The following is an 18,907-nucleotide window of genomic DNA, read 5'->3' on the forward strand; positions in this document are numbered from 1 at the left end:
GTTTAAGTGCTACCGCAGTTAGCCACCACTGCTGCGGCAACCAAATCCAAGTTCCGGGAGAGTTAACATGGGCAAGATTATCGGTATCGACCTGGGGACCACCAACTCGTGCGTCTCCGTGCTGGAAAACGGCAAGGCCAAAGTCATCGAAAACGCTGAAGGCGCGCGTACCACGCCGTCGATCATCGCTTACGCCAATGATGGCGAGATTCTGGTTGGCCAGTCGGCCAAGCGTCAGGCAGTGACCAATCCGCATAACACCCTGTACGCGGTGAAGCGTCTGATCGGTCGCAAGTTCGACGAAGAAGTCGTCCAGAAAGACATCAAGATGGTGCCTTACAAAATCGCCAAGGCTGACAACGGCGACGCCTGGGTTGAAGTGAACGGCCAGAAAATGGCACCGCCACAGATCTCGGCTGAAATCCTCAAGAAAATGAAGAAAACCGCCGAAGATTACCTCGGCGAAGCGGTGACTGAAGCGGTCATCACTGTTCCTGCCTATTTCAACGACAGCCAGCGCCAGGCGACCAAAGACGCCGGCCGCATCGCGGGCCTGGACGTAAAACGTATCATCAACGAACCAACCGCAGCCGCTCTGGCCTACGGTATGGACAAGGCCAAGGGCGATCACACCGTGATCGTTTACGACCTGGGTGGCGGTACCTTCGACGTCTCCGTGATCGAGATCGCTGAAGTCGATGGCGAGCATCAGTTCGAAGTGCTGGCAACCAACGGTGACACGTTCCTCGGTGGTGAAGACTTCGACATTCGCCTGATCGACTACCTCGTCGACGAGTTCAAGAAAGAAAGCGGCATGAACCTCAAGGGTGACCCGCTGGCCATGCAGCGCCTGAAAGAAGCCGCTGAAAAAGCCAAGATCGAACTGTCCTCGAGCCAGTCGACCGACGTGAACCTGCCGTACATCACTGCAGACGCCACCGGTCCTAAGCACCTGAACGTAAAAATCTCCCGCGCCAAGCTCGAAGCGCTGGTGGAAGACCTGGTTCAGCGCACCATCGAACCTTGCCGCATCGCCATGAAAGACGCCGGTATCGACGTTGGTGCGATCAACGACGTGATCCTGGTTGGCGGTCAGACCCGTATGCCACTGGTTCAGAAGCTGGTGACCGATTTCTTCGGTAAAGAAGCACGGAAAGACGTAAACCCTGACGAAGCTGTTGCCATGGGTGCTGCTATCCAGGGCGCGGTATTGGCTGGTGACGTGAAAGACGTTCTGCTGCTCGACGTCAGCCCGCTGACCCTGGGTATCGAAACCATGGGCGGCGTGATGACCGCGCTGATCGAGAAAAACACCACGATTCCTACCAAGAAATCCCAAGTGTTCTCGACGGCTGACGACAACCAGGGCGCAGTGACCATTCACGTACTGCAAGGTGAGCGTAAGCAAGCCGCACAGAACAAGTCCCTGGGCAAGTTCGACCTGGCCGAGATTCCACCAGCACCACGTGGCGTGCCACAAATCGAAGTGACCTTCGACATCGACGCCAACGGCATCCTGCACGTCGGCGCGAAAGACAAGGCTACCGGCAAGACTCAGTCGATCGTGATCAAGGCCAACTCCGGTCTGTCCGAGGAAGAAATTCAGCAGATGGTTCGCGATGCTGAAGTCAACGCCGAGGAAGACCGCAAGTTCGAAGAGCTGGCCAGCGCTCGCAACCAGGGCGATGCCTTGGTGCACTCGACCCGCAAGATGATCGCTGATGCTGGCGAAAAAGTGACTGCGGAAGAGAAAACCGCCATCGAAGCGGCCGTGGTTGCCCTGGAAGCTGCTGTAAAAGGCGACGACAAGGCGGCCATCGAGGCGAAGATCGAAGAGCTGTCCAAGGTCTCCGCGCCAGTGGCTCAGAAGATGTACGCCGAGCAGGCTCAGCCTGCCGAGGGCGCGGCTGCGCAGGGCGAATCGGCCGAGAAAGCCGACGACGTCGTTGACGCCGAGTTCGAAGAAGTGAAAGACCACAAGTAATCGCTTGTTGGTCGGCCGGTTGACTGCATTTGTGCGGTGGCTGGTAGGATGTCGCCGCGCGGGAGCTTGCTCCCGCGTTGGCGTGTCTGGAGCTAATGAATTTTTACAGCATGCGACAGTGTTCGGGTGCTGGCGGTGTGTTCGGGAATGCTCCTGCTTTCCGAGCGACATGCACCGCGTTTTGGCCGGGTCCCTGGCTGAAAGAAATATGACCAGGATCGTTGAATTGACGTGAGTTGGGTCCGGGCCTGTATTGGGGCTCAACGAGTTTGGCAAGGTTCAGGAGAGGTTTGCCGGACGTCCATGAGAGTGCAAAGACCAATGGCAAAGCGTGACTTTTACGAAGTATTGGGTGTCGAGCGGGGGGCCAGCGAGGCAGACCTGAAAAAGGCCTATCGTCGCCTGGCGATGAAGCACCACCCGGACCGTAATCCCGACGATAAAGCGTCGGAAGAGATGTTCAAGGAAGCCAACGAGGCTTACGAAGTACTGTCTGATTCGAGCAAGCGCGCGGCGTACGACCAGTACGGGCATGCCGGCGTCGACCCGAGCATGGGCGGCGGCGGTGCCGGTTTTGGCGGCCAGAACTTCTCCGATATTTTCGGTGATGTGTTCAGCGATTTCTTCGGTGGTGGTCGCGGCGGTGCCCGTGGTGGCGCCCAGCGTGGCAGTGACCTGCGCTACACGCTGGAGTTGAACCTGGAAGAAGCGGTGCGCGGTACCACCGTCAATATCCGTGTTCCGACACTGGTCAATTGCAAACCGTGCGATGGCTCGGGCGCCAAGAAGGGCTCCTCGCCCGTGACCTGCCCGACCTGCGGCGGTATTGGCCAGGTTCGCATGCAGCAGGGCTTCTTCTCGGTGCAGCAGACCTGCCCGCGTTGCCATGGCCAAGGCAAGATCATTTCCGACCCGTGCGACTCCTGCCACGGCGAGGGGCGTGTCGAAGAGTACAAGACGCTGTCGGTCAAAGTGCCGGCCGGTGTCGACACCGGTGACCGCATTCGCCTGTCCGGCGAAGGCGAGGCGGGTGCCCAGGGCGGCCCGACGGGCGACCTGTATGTGGTCATCAATGTGCGCGAGCATGCGATTTTCCAGCGCGACGGCAAGCACCTGTTCTGCGAAGTGCCGATCAGCTTCGTCGATGCGGCCTTGGGTGGCGAGCTTGAGATCCCGACCCTCGACGGTCGCGTCAAGCTGAAAATCCCCGAGGGCACGCAGACCGGCAAGCAGTTCCGGATCCGTGGCAAAGGCGTCGCGCCAGTGCGTGGCGGTGGTGCGGGCGACCTGATGTGCCGTGTGGCGGTAGAGACTCCGGTCAACCTGGGGCGGCGTCAGCGTGAGCTGTTGGAGGAGTTCCGCAACTCGCTGGCGGATGACAACAGCCACTCCCCGAAAACCACCGGTTGGTTCGAAGGCGTGAAACGCTTCTTCGGCGACCTGTAAGGAGTTCGCATGCGACGTATAGCTGTGATGGGCGCTGCGGGGCGCATGGGCAAGGCGCTGGTCGAGGCGGTGCAGCAGCGCTCGCCGCTCTCTGGCCTGACGGCGGCCATCGTGCGGCCCGACAGTACGCTGGTGGGCGCCGATGCTGGCGAGCTGGCCTCGCTGGGGCGTATCGGCGTGCCGATGTCCGGCGGCCTGGAGAAGGTGCTTGACGAGTTCGATGTGCTGATCGATTTCACCCTGCCGGACGTGATGCTGAAAAACCTCGCGATCTGCCGCAAGCACGGCAAGGCCATGGTGATCGGCACGACGGGGCTGGATGCTGCGCAGAAGCAATTGCTGGCCGATGCGGGCAAAGACATTCCGATCGTGTTCGCCGCGAACTTCAGCGTGGGCGTGAACCTGTCGCTGAAGCTGCTGGACATGGCGGCCCGGGTCTTGGGTGACGATGCGGATATCGAAATCATCGAGGCGCATCATCGGCACAAGATCGACGCGCCTTCGGGAACGGCCTTGCGCATGGGCGAAGTGATTGCCGATGCGCTGGGTCGCGATCTGCAGGAAGTGGCCGTGTATGGGCGCCAGGGGCACACCGGTGCGCGTGAGCGCAGCACCATCGGTTTCGCCACTGTGCGCGGCGGTGATGTGGTGGGTGACCACACCGTGCTGTTCGCCACTGAAGGCGAGCGCCTGGAGATCACCCACAAGGCATCGAGTCGGATGACTTTCGCCAAGGGTGCCGTACGTGCCGCGCTGTGGCTGGATGGCCGCGAGCCCGGTTTGTACGATATGCAGGACGTTCTCGACCTGCGTTGATGCCCTTAAGTGCGGGGTTCAGGTTATACTGGGCCCCGTTTTACACCGCTTCGCGACGTCCTGTCGCATTCCCCTGCCTTTAAGGCTCATTAGCGGTGGACCAAAAAAGCCTTTTTCTGTAAGCTACAGCTTTAGTGTGTCCACTAAAAGCGCGCAGAATAATTCAGTGAACAAGCGGGGTGACGTGTCCATACGTCACTCCGCTTTTTTACAACCTGCGATCGCCCTTTCAGGCTTTATTTACGGGAGGTCTTCTTGACTAAGCCAGCCATACTCGCCCTTGCTGATGGCAGCATTTTTCGCGGCGAAGCCATTGGAGCCGACGGTCAGACCGTTGGTGAGGTGGTGTTTAACACCGCAATGACCGGCTATCAGGAAATTCTTACCGATCCTTCCTACGCCCAACAAATCGTTACCCTGACTTACCCGCACATCGGCAACACCGGCACCACGCCGGAAGACGCCGAGTCTGATCGTGTCTGGTCCGCCGGCCTGGTCATCCGTGACTTGCCGCTGGTAGCGAGCAACTGGCGTAACACGATGCCCCTGTCCGACTACCTGAAAGCCAACAACGTCGTGGCGATCGCCGGTATCGACACCCGTCGCCTGACCCGCATCCTTCGGGAAAAAGGCGCGCAGAACGGCTGCATCATGGCCGGCGACAACATTTCCGAAGAGGCCGCCATCGCCGCTGCCCAGGGCTTCCCTGGCCTCAAGGGCATGGACCTGGCGAAAGTCGTCAGCACCAAGAAGCAGTACGAATGGCGCTCCACGGTCTGGGACCTGAAGACCGACAGTCACGCGACGATCGAGGCTTCCGAGCTGCCTTACCACGTCGTGGCCTACGACTACGGCGTCAAGCTGAACATCCTGCGCATGCTGGTCGAGCGTGGTTGCCGCGTCACGGTGGTGCCGGCCCAAACCCCGGCTGCCGACGTCCTGGCCCTCAAGCCCGACGGTGTGTTCCTGTCCAACGGCCCGGGTGACCCGGAGCCTTGCGACTACGCGATCCAGGCGATCAAGGACGTGCTGGAAACCGAGATCCCGGTATTCGGTATCTGCCTCGGTCACCAGTTGCTGGCTCTGGCTTCGGGCGCCAAGACCTTGAAGATGGGCCACGGCCACCACGGTGCCAACCACCCCGTGCAGGACCTGGACACCGGCGTGGTGATGATCACCAGCCAGAACCACGGTTTCGCGGTGGACGAAGCCACCCTGCCGGCCAACGTGCGCGCGATTCACAAGTCGCTGTTCGACGGCACGCTGCAAGGTATCGAGCGTACCGACAAGAGCGCGTTCAGCTTCCAGGGCCACCCTGAAGCCAGCCCGGGCCCGAACGATGTGGCTCCGCTGTTCGATCGCTTCATCAACGAGATGGCCAAGCGACGCTGACCGCGAGAAGCCCGAGGGCGGCCCCGAGCGCGGCGGCCCCTTCGGGCGCTTCAAAGATTGTTCGACGGCCTAGCCGACTGACCTGCGGATTTGAGTGACAAACCCATGCCAAAACGTACAGACATAAAAAGCATCCTGATTCTCGGCGCTGGCCCGATCGTGATCGGCCAGGCCTGCGAATTCGACTACTCCGGCGCCCAGGCCTGTAAAGCCCTGCGCGAAGAGGGCTACCGCGTCATCCTGGTGAACTCCAACCCGGCCACCATCATGACCGACCCGGCCATGGCCGACGCCACCTACATCGAGCCGATCAAGTGGCAGACCGTTGCCAAGATCATCGAGAAGGAGCGCCCGGACGCGCTGCTGCCGACCATGGGCGGCCAGACCGCGCTGAACTGCGCCCTGGACCTGGAACGCGAAGGCGTCCTCGAGAAGTTCGGTGTGGAAATGATCGGCGCCAACGCCGACACCATCGACAAGGCCGAAGACCGTTCGCGCTTCGACAAGGCGATGAAATCCATCGGCCTGGACTGCCCACGCTCGGGCATCGCCCACAGCATGGAAGAGGCCAACGCCGTCCTGGAGCGCCTCGGCTTCCCGTGCATCATCCGTCCTTCCTTCACCATGGGCGGCACCGGTGGCGGCATCGCCTACAACCGTGAAGAGTTCGAAGAAATCTGCGCCCGTGGTCTCGACTTGTCGCCGACCAAGGAACTGCTGATCGACGAATCCCTGATCGGCTGGAAAGAATATGAAATGGAAGTTGTCCGCGACAAAAAGGACAACTGCATCATCGTCTGCTCCATCGAGAACTTCGACCCGATGGGCGTGCACACCGGTGACTCGATCACCGTCGCACCAGCCCAGACCCTGACCGACAAGGAATACCAGATCCTGCGTAACGCCTCCCTGGCGGTGCTGCGCGAGATCGGCGTGGAAACCGGCGGCTCCAACGTCCAGTTCGGCATCTGCCCGAACACCGGTCGCATGGTGGTCATCGAGATGAACCCGCGGGTATCCCGTTCGTCGGCCCTGGCTTCCAAGGCCACCGGTTTCCCGATCGCCAAGGTCGCTGCCAAGCTGGCCGTAGGCTACACCCTGGACGAGCTGTCGAACGACATCACCGGCGGCAAGACCCCGGCGTCCTTCGAACCGTCCATCGACTACGTCGTCACCAAGCTGCCACGCTTTGCCTTCGAGAAGTTCGCCAAGGCTGACGCCCGCCTGACGACTCAAATGAAGTCGGTCGGTGAAGTCATGGCCATCGGCCGGACCTTCCAGGAATCCTTGCAGAAAGCCCTTCGCGGCCTGGAAGTGGGTGTCTGCGGTCTCGATCCGAAGCTGGACCTGGCCGACCCGGAAAGCATGAGCGTGCTCAAGCGCGAGCTGACCGTGCCGGGCGCCGAGCGTATCTGGTACGTGGCCGACGCCTTCCGTGCCGGCATGACCGTCGAGCAGATCTTCGGCATGAACATGATCGACCCTTGGTTCCTGGTGCAGATCGAAGATCTGATCAAGGAAGAAGAGAAGGTCAAGACCCTGGGCATGTCCAGCATCGACCGCGACATGATGTTCCGCCTCAAGCGCAAAGGCTTCTCCGATATGCGCCTGGCCAAGTTGCTGGGTGTGACCGAGAAGAGCCTGCGCGCGCATCGCCACAAGCTGGAAGTGTTCCCGGTCTACAAGCGCGTCGACACCTGCGCGGCCGAGTTCGCCACCGACACCGCCTACCTGTACTCCACGTACGAAGAAGAGTGCGAAGCCGCGCCATCGACCCGCGACAAGATCATGATCCTGGGTGGCGGCCCTAACCGGATCGGCCAAGGCATCGAGTTCGACTACTGCTGCGTACACGCGGCACTGGCCCTGCGCGACGACGGTTACGAGACCATCATGGTCAACTGCAACCCGGAAACCGTGTCCACCGACTACGACACCTCCGATCGCTTGTACTTCGAGCCAGTGACCCTGGAAGACGTGCTGGAAATCGTCCGCGTCGAGAAGCCGAAAGGCGTGATCGTCCAGTACGGCGGCCAGACTCCGCTGAAGCTGGCGCGCGCCCTTGAAGCCGCTGGCGTGCCGATCATCGGCACCAGCCCGGATGCGATCGACCGCGCCGAAGACCGTGAGCGCTTCCAGCAGATGGTCGAGCGCCTGAACCTGCGCCAGCCGCCAAACGCCACCGTGCGCAGCGAAGACGAAGCGATTCGTGCCGCCGCCAAGATCGGTTACCCGCTGGTGGTGCGTCCGTCCTATGTACTGGGCGGCCGTGCGATGGAAATCGTCTATCAAGAAGACGAGCTCAAGCGCTATCTGCGTGAAGCGGTCCAGGTCTCCAACGACAGCCCGGTGCTGCTGGACCACTTCCTCAACTGCGCCATCGAAATGGACGTGGACGCGGTCAGCGACGGCAAGGATGTGGTGATCGGCGCGATCATGCAGCACATCGAACAAGCGGGCGTTCACTCCGGTGACTCCGCTTGCTCGCTGCCGCCTTACTCGCTGCCGGCGCACATCCAGGACGAGATGCGCGAGCAGGTCAAGAAAATGGCCCTGGAGCTGGGCGTTATCGGCCTGATGAACGTGCAACTGGCCCTGCAGGGCGAAGACATCTACGTCATCGAAGTCAACCCGCGCGCTTCCCGGACCGTACCGTTCGTCTCCAAGTGCATCGGTGTTTCCCTGGCGATGATCGCTGCTCGGGTCATGGCTGGCAAAACCCTGAAGGAACTGAATTTCACCAAGGAAATCATTCCGAACTTCTACAGCGTGAAAGAGGCGGTGTTCCCGTTCGCCAAGTTCCCTGGCGTCGATCCGATCCTCGGCCCTGAGATGAAGTCCACCGGTGAAGTGATGGGTGTGGGCGATACCTTCGGTGAAGCCTTCGCCAAGGCCCAGATGGGCGCCAGCGAAGTCTTGCCGACTGGCGGCACGGCGTTCATCAGTGTGCGTGATGACGACAAGCCACTGGTTGCAGGCGTGGCCCGTGATCTGATCAACTTGGGCTTCGAAGTGGTCGCTACTGCCGGTACTGCCAGGCTGATCGAAGCGGCAGGCCTGAAAGTGCGCCGCGTGAACAAGGTGACCGAGGGGCGTCCGCACGTGGTCGACATGATCAAGAATGACGAAGTCACGCTGATCATCAACACCACCGAAGGTCGCCAGTCGATCGCCGACTCCTACTCCATTCGTCGCAATGCGCTGCAGCACAAGATCTACTGCACCACGACCATTGCTGCGGGCGAAGCGATCTGCGAAGCGCTCAAGTTCGGTCCCGAGAAGACCGTGCGTCGCTTGCAGGATCTACATGCAGGATTGAAGGCATGAGCATAACCAAGTACCCGATGACAGTTCAGGGCGCGAAGGCCCTGGAAGAAGAGCACGCTTTCCTGACCAAGGTCGAGCGCCCGCGCTTGAGCCAGGCTATCGGTGAAGCGCGTGAGCTGGGCGATCTCAAGGAGAACGCCGAATACCACGCTGCTCGAGAGGAGCAGGGGATGGTCGAGGCGCGTGTCCGTGATATCGAAGGTCGCATGCAGAATGCGGTGATCATCGATGTTACGACGATCCCGCACACCGGCAAGGTGATCTTTGGCACTACCGTGGAAATCGCCAACGTCGAGACCGATGAAAGCGTCACTTACCAGATCGTGGGTGAGGACGAGGCAGACATCAAGCTCGGCAAGATCTCCGTTGGTTCGCCCATCGCTCGCGCCTTGATTGCCAAGGAAGAGGGCGATGTGGTGGTGGTGAAGACGCCAGGTGGTGTCATCGAGTATGAGATTGTCGAAGTCCGTCACATCTGAACGAAGGCGCCCGCTGCGAGCGGGCGCCATGATCTGGCAGCTCACCCAGATGTTGTGGGTGGGCGGCGTCTGGTTGTTGCACGTCGGTTTGCTGCCGGTGCTGGGTCGAGTCGGCCTGGCACCGCTGCTCATCGATGAAATCGCAGGCATGCTGACGGCGCTGCTGGTGGGTTTTTCCGCGGCGTGCGTAATGTTTCAGGCTTTGGTGCTGGTTCAGGCCGAGGGCCTTGCCAGTCTATGGCGCGACATTCGTGGGCAATTGTTGCTCATGTCGTTGTACGCGTGCGGGATGTTCTTCGCGGTGCGTCTCGGCTGGCCGGATGCGAGCCAGTGGCAGGTATTCAGTTACCTGGTGCTGGGTTTTTCCGGATTGGTGCTGGTGTTACAGCCGGTTCCCGGCTGGAGCGGCAGGGTGTGCGAGGCACACCCTTGACCCTTTGGCATCACTTGAAGCGGTGCACGTTCGACAGTTGCTTGTTGACGCTGAAGTTCTTGCGATAAATCAGCGCCATCTTGCCGATGACCTGCACCAGGTCTGCCTTGCCGGTCTTGCACAGTTCGGCAACGGCAGCCAGGCGGGCTTCGCGATCGAGGATGTTGAGCTTGATCTTGATCAGCTCGTGATCGCCCAATGCGCGTTCCAGTTCGGCGAGTACACCTTCAGTCAAACCGTTGTCAGCCACAGTCAAAACCGGTTTCAGATGGTGGCCGATGGATTTGTATTGTTTCTTCTGCTCTTGAGTGAGCGGCATAATCTGACCCCTGCGTCTGATCTTGTAAAAAGCGGCGGCCAGTTTACCCGAGCAAGTCCGGGACCGCCCACTTAATCACGACCCGTTTTATTTTTGAGGTGGCCCGTGGCCCGTTCCAAGACAAGTCTTAAATGGCTGCAAGAGCATTTCAACGACCCATTCGTGAAAATGGCGCAAAAAGACGGGTATCGTTCCCGTGCCAGCTACAAGCTGCTGGAGATTCAGGAAAGAGACCGTTTGATCCGTCCAGGCATGAGCGTGATCGACTTGGGCGCCGCCCCGGGTGGCTGGTCCCAAGTGACCAGTCGTCTGATTGGTGGGCAAGGCACACTGATCGCTTCCGATATTCTGGAAATGGACAGCATCCCGGATGTGACCTTCATTCAGGGCGACTTTACCGAGGACGCCGTACTGGCGCAGATCCTTGAAGCGGTTGGAAAAAACGAGGTGGACCTTGTGATTTCCGATATGGCCCCCAATATGAGTGGATTGGCATCTGTTGATATGCCGCGATCGATGTTCCTGTGCGAGTTGGCACTGGATCTTGCGACTCGGGTGTTGAAGCCAGGTGGTGATTTTTTGATCAAGGTCTTCCAGGGTGAAGGCTTCGACGAATACCACAAGAGCGTGCGCAAGCAGTTCGAGAAGGTCACGACGCGCAAGCCGAAATCATCGCGTGATCGCTCCCGTGAGCAGTACCTGCTGGGCCGTGGTTTCCGTGGTCGCAGTGAGGAATAAGAGGTTTTTCGACCGGGGCGATAGGTTTTTCGCATTTCGTCCCGTGAGCATTAGCGAATATTGTGTAGAAAGTGTTTCACAAAGGGTTACAGACGGCGCCTGCCAGAGTCGTAGGTAATGTAGTAAGTTAGGCCGGTGAATATCATGCGAAGCACGCGCCAGTAGCGGAGCTTGCTTCAGAGGGTAGTTAATTGAACGATATGGCAAAGAATCTGATCCTGTGGTTGATCATCGCCGCTGTCCTGGTGACCGTGATGAACAACTTCTCCAGTCCTAACGAGCCGCAGACCCTCAACTATTCCGACTTCATCCAGCAGGTCAAGGATGGCAAGGTCGAGCGTGTAGCCGTTGATGGCTATGTGATTACCGGCAAGCGCACCGATGGCGACAGCTTCAAGACCATTCGTCCGGCTATCCAGGACAATGGTCTGATCGGCGACCTGGTGGACAACCATGTCGTGGTCGAAGGCAAGCAGCCTGAGCAGCAAAGCATCTGGACCCAGCTCCTGGTCGCCAGCTTCCCGATTCTGGTGATCATCGCCGTGTTCATGTTCTTCATGCGCCAGATGCAGGGTGGCGGCGGAGGCAAGGGCGGGCCGATGAGCTTTGGCAAGAGCAAGGCCCGTCTGCTTTCCGAAGACCAGGTGAAAACCACCCTGGCCGACGTCGCAGGTTGCGACGAAGCCAAGGAAGAAGTCGGCGAGCTGGTTGAGTTCCTGCGCGATCCGGGCAAGTTTCAGCGCCTGGGCGGTCGTATTCCACGCGGCGTGCTGATGGTGGGCCCGCCTGGTACCGGTAAAACCCTGTTGGCCAAGGCGATTGCCGGTGAAGCCAAGGTGCCGTTCTTCACGATTTCGGGGTCCGACTTCGTCGAAATGTTCGTCGGCGTGGGCGCCAGTCGTGTTCGCGACATGTTCGAGCAGGCCAAGAAACACGCGCCATGCATCATCTTCATCGACGAAATCGACGCCGTCGGTCGCCATCGTGGCGCCGGCATGGGTGGCGGTCACGACGAGCGTGAGCAGACCCTCAACCAGTTGCTGGTCGAGATGGACGGTTTCGAAATGAACGACGGCATCATCGTGATTGCCGCCACCAACCGCCCTGACGTACTTGACCCTGCGCTGCTGCGTCCAGGTCGTTTCGACCGTCAGGTCGTGGTGGGGCTGCCGGATATTCGCGGCCGCGAGCAGATCCTCAAGGTTCATATGCGCAAGGTGCCAATGGGTGACGACGTCGCCCCGGCAGTTATCGCGCGTGGTACGCCGGGCTTTTCCGGCGCCGACCTTGCGAACCTGGTCAACGAAGCGTCGCTGTTCGCCGCTCGTACCGGCAAGCGCGTCGTGGAAATGAAGGAGTTCGAGCTGGCCAAGGACAAGATCATGATGGGCGCGGAGCGCAAATCCATGGTCATGTCGGAGAAAGAAAAGCAGAACACTGCGTATCACGAGGCGGGTCACGCGATCGTCGGTCGTGTCGTGCCTGAGCATGATCCGGTCTACAAGGTCTCGATCATTCCGCGCGGTCGTGCCCTGGGCGTGACCATGTTCCTGCCGGAAGAGGATCGCTACAGCCTGTCCAAGCGTGCATTGATCAGCCAGATATGTTCGTTGTACGGCGGCCGTATCGCTGAAGAGATGACGCTGGGCTTCGACGGTGTGACCACCGGCGCGTCCAACGACATCATGCGTGCCAGTCAGATCGCCCGGAATATGGTCACCAAGTGGGGCCTGTCCGAGAAGTTGGGGCCGCTGATGTATGCCGAAGAAGAGGGTGAAGTATTCCTCGGTCGTGGTGGCGGTGGCCAGCATGCAAGCTTCTCTGGTGAAACGGCCAAGCTGATCGATTCCGAAGTGCGCAGCATCATCGACCAGTGCTACGGTACAGCCCGGCAGATTCTCACGGACAACCGTGACAAGCTCGATGCCATGGCCGATGCCCTGATGAAGTACGAAACCATCGATGCCGAGCAGATCGACGACATCATGGCGGGTCGCGTACCTCGCGAGCCTCGTGACTGGTCGGGTGGTACTGGCACCTCCGGTACACCTCCGGCTGTACAGGGTGAGCGTCCGGAAACACCGATTGGCGGTCCGGCCGCTGATGTCTAAGGCTTGAAATGACTTCTGTTCAGTCCTCGACCCGGTTGCCTTGCGGCAACCGGGTTCTTGATTTGGCCCATGCGCATGTCATGGGCATTCTCAATGTCACGCCTGATTCCTTTTCCGATGGTGGTCGATTCAGCCAGCTCGATGCTGCGCTGCGGCATGCCGAGGCCATGGTGGCCGCGGGCGCAACGCTGATCGATGTGGGTGGTGAATCGACCCGGCCGGGCGCACGTGCGGTCTCGCCTACCGAAGAGTTGGAGCGAGTGGCGCCGATTGTCGAGCGTATCCATCACGAACTTGATGTCATTATCTCGGTCGATACGTCCACGCCTGCGGTCATGCGTGAGACTGCGCGACTGGGGGCGGGCCTGATCAATGATGTTCGGTCCTTGCGGCGCGATGGTGCCCTGGATGCGGCGGCGGCCACCGGGTTGCCGGTGTGCCTGATGCATATGCTCGGTGAGCCGGGGACCATGCAGAATGATCCGCACTATGATGATGTAACCAGGGAAGTGAGTGAATTCCTGGCGGAGCGTCTGGACCAGTGTGCCGCCGCGGGCATTCCCGCCGAGCGGATCATTCTTGACCCCGGGTTCGGCTTTGCCAAGACTCTGGCTCACAACCTGAGCCTGTTCAAACATATGGAAGCCTTGCATGCCCTGGGGCGGCCCCTGTTGGTAGGGGTCTCGCGAAAGAGCATGATAGGCAATGCCTTGGGCCGCCCGGTGGGCGAGCGCCTGTATGGCGGTCTCGCCCTTGCGGCCTTGGCCCTTGCCAAAGGTGCACGCATATTGCGCGTGCACGATGTAGCCGAGACGATGGATGTCGTGCGGATGATCGCAGCTGTGGATTCAGCCGAATAAGAATGACGGAGCACTTATGAGCAAGAAATACTTTGGCACCGACGGTATTCGTGGTCGGGTCGGCGAATACCCTATTACCCCTGATTTCATGCTCAAGCTCGGCTGGGCGGCCGGCATGGCGTTCCGCAAAATGGGCGCGTGCAAGGTGCTGGTCGGCAAGGACACGCGAATTTCCGGCTACATGTTCGAATCGGCACTCGAAGCCGGCCTGACATCGGCGGGTGCCGATGTGATGCTGCTGGGCCCGATGCCGACGCCAGCCATTGCCTACCTGACGCGTACGTTCCAGGCCCAGGCAGGCATCGTGATCAGTGCCTCGCACAACCCGCATGATGACAACGGCATCAAGTTCTTCTCCGGCCAGGGTACCAAGCTGCCGGATGATATCGAGCTGATGATTGAAGAGCTGCTGGACACACCGATGACTGTGGTTGAGTCGAGCAAGATTGGCAAAGTGTCGCGGATCAACGATGCGTCGGGTCGCTACATCGAGTTCTGCAAAGGCAGTGTTCCGACCGGTACCAGTTTTTCCGGCCTGAAAATCGTCGTCGATTGCGCCCATGGGGCAACCTATAAGGTCGCGCCGAGCGTCTTTCGCGAGCTGGGCGCCGAGGTGGTGGTGCTTTCCGCCCAGCCTAATGGTCTGAACATCAACCACAACTGCGGCTCCACCCATACCGAGGCGTTGCAGGCTGCGGTGCTGGCCGAGCAGGCTGATCTGGGGATCGCTTTCGATGGCGACGGTGATCGGGTCCTGATGGTTGACCATACCGGTACGGTCGTCGATGGTGACGAGCTGCTGTTCATCATTGCTCGCGACCTGCATGGGCGTGGCAAGCTGCAGGGCGGCGTGGTCGGTACGTTGATGAGCAACCTCGGGCTTGAACTGGCCCTGGCGGATCTGGATATCCCGTTCGTGCGGGCTAACGTGGGTGACCGCTACGTGATCTCGGAGCTGCTGGAGCGCAACTGGGTGATCGGGGGCGAGAACTCCGGCCACATCGTGTGCTTCGACCATACCACCACGGGTGATGCGATCATTGCGGCCCTGCAAGTGCTGATGGCGCTCAAGGCGCGCAGCGAAGGGCTCGCACAATCGCGCCAGGCATTGCGCAAATGCCCGCAAGTGTTGATCAACGTGCGTTTCGGTGGTGGTGTAAATCCTCTCGAGCATGCGAAGGTCAAGCAGGCCAGTGAGCGTGTGACACAGGCGATGGCCGGGCGTGGGCGCGTGTTGTTGCGCAAGTCCGGCACAGAGCCTTTGGTGCGTGTCATGGTCGAAGGAGAGGATGAAGCGCAAGTTCGCGGTTATGCCGAAGAGCTGGCAAAACTGGTTACTGAAGTTTCTGCCTGAATTCGGCTTGCCAGTCATGAATCGGTTGGGTAACATCTGCGCCCACTTTGACCGACGAGGTACAGCATGCGTCGCCCTATGGTAGCTGGTAACTGGAAGATGCACGGTACCCGCGCCAGCGTCGCTGAGCTGATCAATGGCCTTCGTCATCTGGCCTTGCCTAGCGGTGTTGATGTCGCGGTATTCCCGCCTTGCCTGTATATCAACCAAGTGGTTGATGGCTTGAAAGGTAAATCGATTTCGGTCGGTGCGCAGAATTCTGCGGTGGAATCCATGCAAGGTGCGCTGACTGGCGAGATTGCGCCGAGTCAGTTGGTGGATGCAGGTTGTTCCCTGGTCCTGGTCGGGCACTCCGAGCGTCGCCAGATCATGGGTGAGCAGGACAAGACCTTGATCCGCAAGTTTGCTGCGGCCCAGGCCTGCGGTCTGATTCCGGTGTTGTGCGTAGGGGAAACCCTCGAGCAGCGTGAAGCCGGCAAGACCCTTGAAGTTGTCGGGCGTCAGCTGGGCAGCATCATCGAAGACCTGGGTGTCGGTGCTTTTGCAAAGGCAGTCATTGCTTACGAGCCGGTCTGGGCCATTGGCACCGGGCTGACTGCTTCGCCGCAACAGGCGCAGGATGTGCACGCAGCCATCCGCGCACAGTTGGCGGCAGAGAATTCTGAAGTGGCACGAGGTGTGCGGCTTCTATACGGCGGCAGCGTGAAGGCGGCCAATGCGGTCGAACTGTTCGGCATGCCGGATATCGATGGGGGGCTCATTGGTGGAGCGTCCCTGAATGCAGATGAGTTCGGTGCGATTTGTCGCGCCGCGGGAAACTGAAAAAATGCTGGAAACAGTCGTAGTCGTTTTTCATCTGCTGGGTGCACTGGGCGTAGTTGCTCTCGTATTGCTGCAGCAGGGTAAAGGTGCGGATGCTGGTGCGTCTTTCGGTGCAGGTGCTTCAAATACTGTGTTCGGAAGCCAAGGTTCCTCTACCTTTCTTAGTAAGTTTACTGCTATACTTGCCGCCGGTTTCTTCATAACCAGCTTAGGGTTAGGTTACTTTGCTAAAGAGAAAGCTCATGAGCTGACTCAAGTAGGTTTGCCAAACCCAGCGGTACTGGAAGCGCCAAAGCAACAACCGGCTTCTGATGATGTCCCGGTGCTTCAAGAGCAAAAGTCGGCCAACCCGGCGACTGACGTACCTCCAGCTCAAGAGCAGAAGTAAGAAGGTTTCAAACGCTGTATTGCCGAGGTGGTGGAATTGGTAGACACGCAACCTTGAGGTGGTTGTGCCCATAGGGTGTAGGGGTTCGAGTCCCCTTCTCGGTACCAATTATCAGGAGAGCCCGCGATTGCGGGCTTTCTTGTAGGTGGAAGGGTTACATTGACCCTGTAAGGGATCGGTCGTATACTTCCGCCCCAGCTTTGTCGCGGGATGGAGCAGTCTGGTAGCTCGTCGGGCTCATAACCCGAAGGTCGTCGGTTCAAATCCGGCTCCCGCAACCAGTTTCAGGGGCCCCTTCCAAGGGGCTTTTTGTTAGCTGGACACTTTATAACGCCGCTGTTCGACGGCGTTTCAGGGATGGGCGATTCGCCCATTTTTTTTTATTTGCACAGCATGCACAAACATGCACGAGGGGGTTCAGGTGTCGAGCAAGCTAGAACAGTTGCAGGCCTTGTTGGCCCCGGTGGTCGTGGCCCTTGGCTATGAATGCTGGGGTATTGAGTTTTCGGCTCAAGGTCGCCACTCACTGTTGCGCGTTTATATCGATAAGGAAGGCGGCGTGTTGGTGGATGATTGCGCCATCGTCAGCCGTCAGATCAGCGGTGTACTGGATGTTGAAGATCCAATCACCTCCGAATACACCCTTGAAGTTTCCTCGCCTGGCATGGAGCGCCCCCTGTTCACACTTGAACAGTTCGCTTCGTTTGCCGGTGAACAAGTGAAGATCAAGCTGCGCTCGCCTTTCGAAGGTCGACGCAACTTCCAAGGCCTTCTGCGCGGTGTAGAAGAGCAGGACGTCGTGGTGCAGGTAGATGACCATGAGTTCCTGTTGCCGATCGATATGATCGACAAGGCCAACATTATTCCCAGTTTTGACTGATACGTGCCAGATACTGCGGATCCCGCGGATCCAATGGCTTGCGAAAGGCGAGGCGTACGATGAGCAAAGAAGTACTGCTGGTTGTTGAGTCGGTATCCAATGAAAAGGGCGTACCGGCTAACGTTATTTTTGAAGCGCTGGAGCTGGCTCTGGCCACCGCTACCAAGAAGCGGTTTGAAGACGAAGTTGATTTGCGTGTGGAGATCAATCGCCACACCGGTGCCTACGAGACTTTCCGTCGCTGGACGGTGGTCGAGGAAGCCGACCTGGACGATCCGGCTATCGAAACCTGGCCGAGCAAGGTTGCAGAAACGCATCCGGGCGCCAAGGTCGGTGATGTAGTAGAAGAAAAAATCGAGTCCATTGAGTTCGGTCGCATCGCTGCACAGACTGCCAAGCAGGTTATTGTGCAGAAAGTTCGCGAAGCCGAGCGCGCGCAAGTCGTCGACGCTTATCGCGAGCGCCTGGGTGAAATCATCTCCGGTACCGTGAAAAAAGTGACCCGTGACAACGTGATCGTCGACCTGGGCAACAACGCCGAAGCGTTGCTGGCTCGCGAAGACATCATCTCTCGCGAAACTTTCCGGGTTGGCGTGCGCTTGCGTGCGCTGCTCAAGGAAATCCGCACCGAGAACCGCGGCCCGCAGCTGATCCTGTCGCGTACAGCGCCGGAAATGCTGATCGAGTTGTTCCGCATCGAAGTGCCGGAAATTGCTGAAGGCCTGATCGAAGTCATGGCCGCCTCCCGTGATCCGGGTTCGCGTGCCAAGATCGCGGTCCGCTCCAAGGACAAGCGCATCGACCCGCAAGGCGCCTGCATCGGCATGCGTGGTTCGCGTGTCCAGGCCGTATCCGGCGAGTTGGGCGGCGAGCGCGTGGACATCGTCCTGTGGGACGACAACCCGGCTCAGTTCGTGATCAATGCCATGTCGCCTGCTGAAGTGGCGGCAATTATCGTCGACGAAGATGCCCACGCCATGGACATCGCCGTTGGCGCAGACAATCTGGCTCAGGCCATCGGTCGCGGTGGTCAGAACGTGCGTCTGGCCAGCCAATTGACTGGCTGGACCCTGAACGTGATGACCGAATCGGACATCCAGGCTAAGCAGCAAGCTGAAACCGGCGACATCCTGCGCAACTTCATCGAAGAGCTTGAAGTCGATGAAGAGCTGGCGCAGGTGCTGGTGGATGAAGGCTTCACCAGCCTGGAAGAGATTGCCTACGTACCGGTGGAGGAAATGCTCAACATCGACGGCTTTGACGAGGAGATCGTCAACGAGCTTCGCGCTCGGGCCAAGGATCGTTTGTTGACCAAAGCCATCGCTACTGAGGAAAAGCTGGCAGACGCCCATCCGGCCGAAGACCTGCTCTCGCTTGAGGGCATGGACAAGGATTTGGCGATGGAACTGGCGGTGCGCGGCGTAATTACCCGCGAAGACCTGGCCGAGCAGTCTATTGACGATCTGCTCGACATCGACGGCATTGACGATGATCGTGCCGGCAAGTTGATCATGGCCGCCCGAGCCCACTGGTTCGAGTAATTAGGCGCGGCCTGAGG

General features: G+C 59.4%; 16 protein-coding genes and 2 tRNA genes. 17 read left to right on the forward strand and 1 reads right to left on the reverse strand.

Features of this window, described 5'->3' with window-relative positions; genetic code table 11:
- The first annotated feature begins 67 nt into the window (after positions 1–67).
- The 7 genes from dnaK to Q7F16_RS04900 all read left to right on the forward strand — a co-directional run bounded on the left by dnaK (position 68) and on the right by Q7F16_RS04900 (position 9,877).
- Positions 68–1,984 (forward strand): molecular chaperone DnaK, encoded by a 1,917-nt coding sequence (dnaK, locus tag Q7F16_RS04870; protein WP_025211778.1) that lies wholly within the window; start codon positions 68–70, stop codon positions 1,982–1,984.
- 321 nt (positions 1,985–2,305) lie between these two features.
- The gene (dnaJ, locus tag Q7F16_RS04875) at positions 2,306–3,430 is read left to right on the forward strand and encodes a molecular chaperone DnaJ (RefSeq protein ID WP_014336569.1); all 1,125 of its coding nucleotides are present in this window, start codon (positions 2,306–2,308) and stop codon (positions 3,428–3,430) included.
- A 9-nt stretch (positions 3,431–3,439) separates the two neighbouring features.
- Entirely contained in the window at positions 3,440–4,246 is an 807-nt protein-coding gene (gene dapB / locus Q7F16_RS04880) for a 4-hydroxy-tetrahydrodipicolinate reductase (protein WP_014336570.1), read from the forward strand.
- A 255-nt stretch (positions 4,247–4,501) separates the two neighbouring features.
- A complete protein-coding gene (gene carA, locus Q7F16_RS04885) occupies positions 4,502–5,638 on the forward strand; it encodes a glutamine-hydrolyzing carbamoyl-phosphate synthase small subunit (RefSeq protein WP_409555978.1) in 1,137 nt (378 codons plus the stop codon).
- A 105-nt stretch (positions 5,639–5,743) separates the two neighbouring features.
- On the forward strand, positions 5,744–8,965 hold the full coding sequence (carB, locus tag Q7F16_RS04890; protein WP_003197699.1) for a carbamoyl-phosphate synthase large subunit: 3,222 nt from the start codon (positions 5,744–5,746) through the stop codon (positions 8,963–8,965).
- Between the two features lie 2 nt (positions 8,966–8,967).
- Positions 8,968–9,444 (forward strand): transcription elongation factor GreA, encoded by a 477-nt coding sequence (greA, locus tag Q7F16_RS04895; RefSeq protein ID WP_027911987.1) that lies wholly within the window; start codon positions 8,968–8,970, stop codon positions 9,442–9,444.
- A 28-nt stretch (positions 9,445–9,472) separates the two neighbouring features.
- Positions 9,473–9,877 carry an MFS transporter gene (locus tag Q7F16_RS04900; RefSeq protein WP_079301758.1) on the forward strand — a complete coding sequence of 135 codons (405 nt, stop codon included), beginning with the start codon at positions 9,473–9,475 and terminating at the stop codon, positions 9,875–9,877.
- Positions 9,878–9,887: 10 nt separating this feature from the next.
- Here Q7F16_RS04900 and Q7F16_RS04905 read toward each other — a convergent pair whose 3' ends face one another.
- A complete protein-coding gene (locus tag Q7F16_RS04905; protein ID WP_003177852.1) occupies positions 9,888–10,196 on the reverse strand; it encodes a YhbY family RNA-binding protein in 309 nt (102 codons plus the stop codon).
- Between the two features lie 105 nt (positions 10,197–10,301).
- Here Q7F16_RS04905 and rlmE point away from each other — a divergent pair, with 105 nt between their 5' ends.
- The 10 genes from rlmE to nusA all read left to right on the forward strand — a co-directional run bounded on the left by rlmE (position 10,302) and on the right by nusA (position 18,890).
- Positions 10,302–10,934, forward strand: coding sequence for a 23S rRNA (uridine(2552)-2'-O)-methyltransferase RlmE (gene rlmE, locus Q7F16_RS04910; protein ID WP_003177853.1), 633 nt, complete (start codon positions 10,302–10,304; stop codon positions 10,932–10,934).
- Positions 10,935–11,134: 200 nt separating this feature from the next.
- Complete coding sequence (gene ftsH / locus Q7F16_RS04915; protein WP_013692252.1) at positions 11,135–13,045, forward strand: ATP-dependent zinc metalloprotease FtsH; 1,911 nt, start codon at positions 11,135–11,137, stop codon at positions 13,043–13,045.
- Positions 13,046–13,053: 8 nt separating this feature from the next.
- Positions 13,054–13,905: a dihydropteroate synthase gene (gene folP / locus Q7F16_RS04920; RefSeq protein WP_046063145.1), complete on the forward strand. Its 852-nt coding sequence runs from the start codon at positions 13,054–13,056 to the stop codon at positions 13,903–13,905.
- A gap of 16 nt (positions 13,906–13,921) precedes the next feature.
- Positions 13,922–15,259, forward strand: coding sequence for a phosphoglucosamine mutase (gene glmM / locus Q7F16_RS04925; RefSeq protein WP_046063146.1), 1,338 nt, complete (start codon positions 13,922–13,924; stop codon positions 15,257–15,259).
- Positions 15,260–15,325: 66 nt separating this feature from the next.
- Positions 15,326–16,081: a triose-phosphate isomerase gene (gene tpiA / locus Q7F16_RS04930; protein ID WP_018612860.1), complete on the forward strand. Its 756-nt coding sequence runs from the start codon at positions 15,326–15,328 to the stop codon at positions 16,079–16,081.
- Between the two features lie 4 nt (positions 16,082–16,085).
- On the forward strand, positions 16,086–16,469 hold the full coding sequence (gene secG / locus Q7F16_RS04935; RefSeq protein ID WP_025211789.1) for a preprotein translocase subunit SecG: 384 nt from the start codon (positions 16,086–16,088) through the stop codon (positions 16,467–16,469).
- Between the two features lie 21 nt (positions 16,470–16,490).
- Positions 16,491–16,576: transfer RNA gene (locus Q7F16_RS04940), tRNA-Leu, on the forward strand.
- 97 nt (positions 16,577–16,673) lie between these two features.
- Positions 16,674–16,750: transfer RNA gene (locus Q7F16_RS04945), tRNA-Met, on the forward strand.
- Positions 16,751–16,890: 140 nt separating this feature from the next.
- Complete coding sequence (rimP, locus tag Q7F16_RS04950) at positions 16,891–17,349, forward strand: ribosome maturation factor RimP (RefSeq protein WP_013692254.1); 459 nt, start codon at positions 16,891–16,893, stop codon at positions 17,347–17,349.
- Positions 17,350–17,408: 59 nt separating this feature from the next.
- Positions 17,409–18,890 carry a transcription termination factor NusA gene (nusA, locus tag Q7F16_RS04955; protein ID WP_003177868.1) on the forward strand — a complete coding sequence of 494 codons (1,482 nt, stop codon included), beginning with the start codon at positions 17,409–17,411 and terminating at the stop codon, positions 18,888–18,890.
- Positions 18,891–18,907 lie beyond the last annotated feature (17 nt).

This window comes from Pseudomonas sp. Lb2C2, assembly GCF_052112205.1.
Lineage (GTDB): Bacteria > Pseudomonadota > Gammaproteobacteria > Pseudomonadales > Pseudomonadaceae > Aquipseudomonas > Aquipseudomonas kilonensis.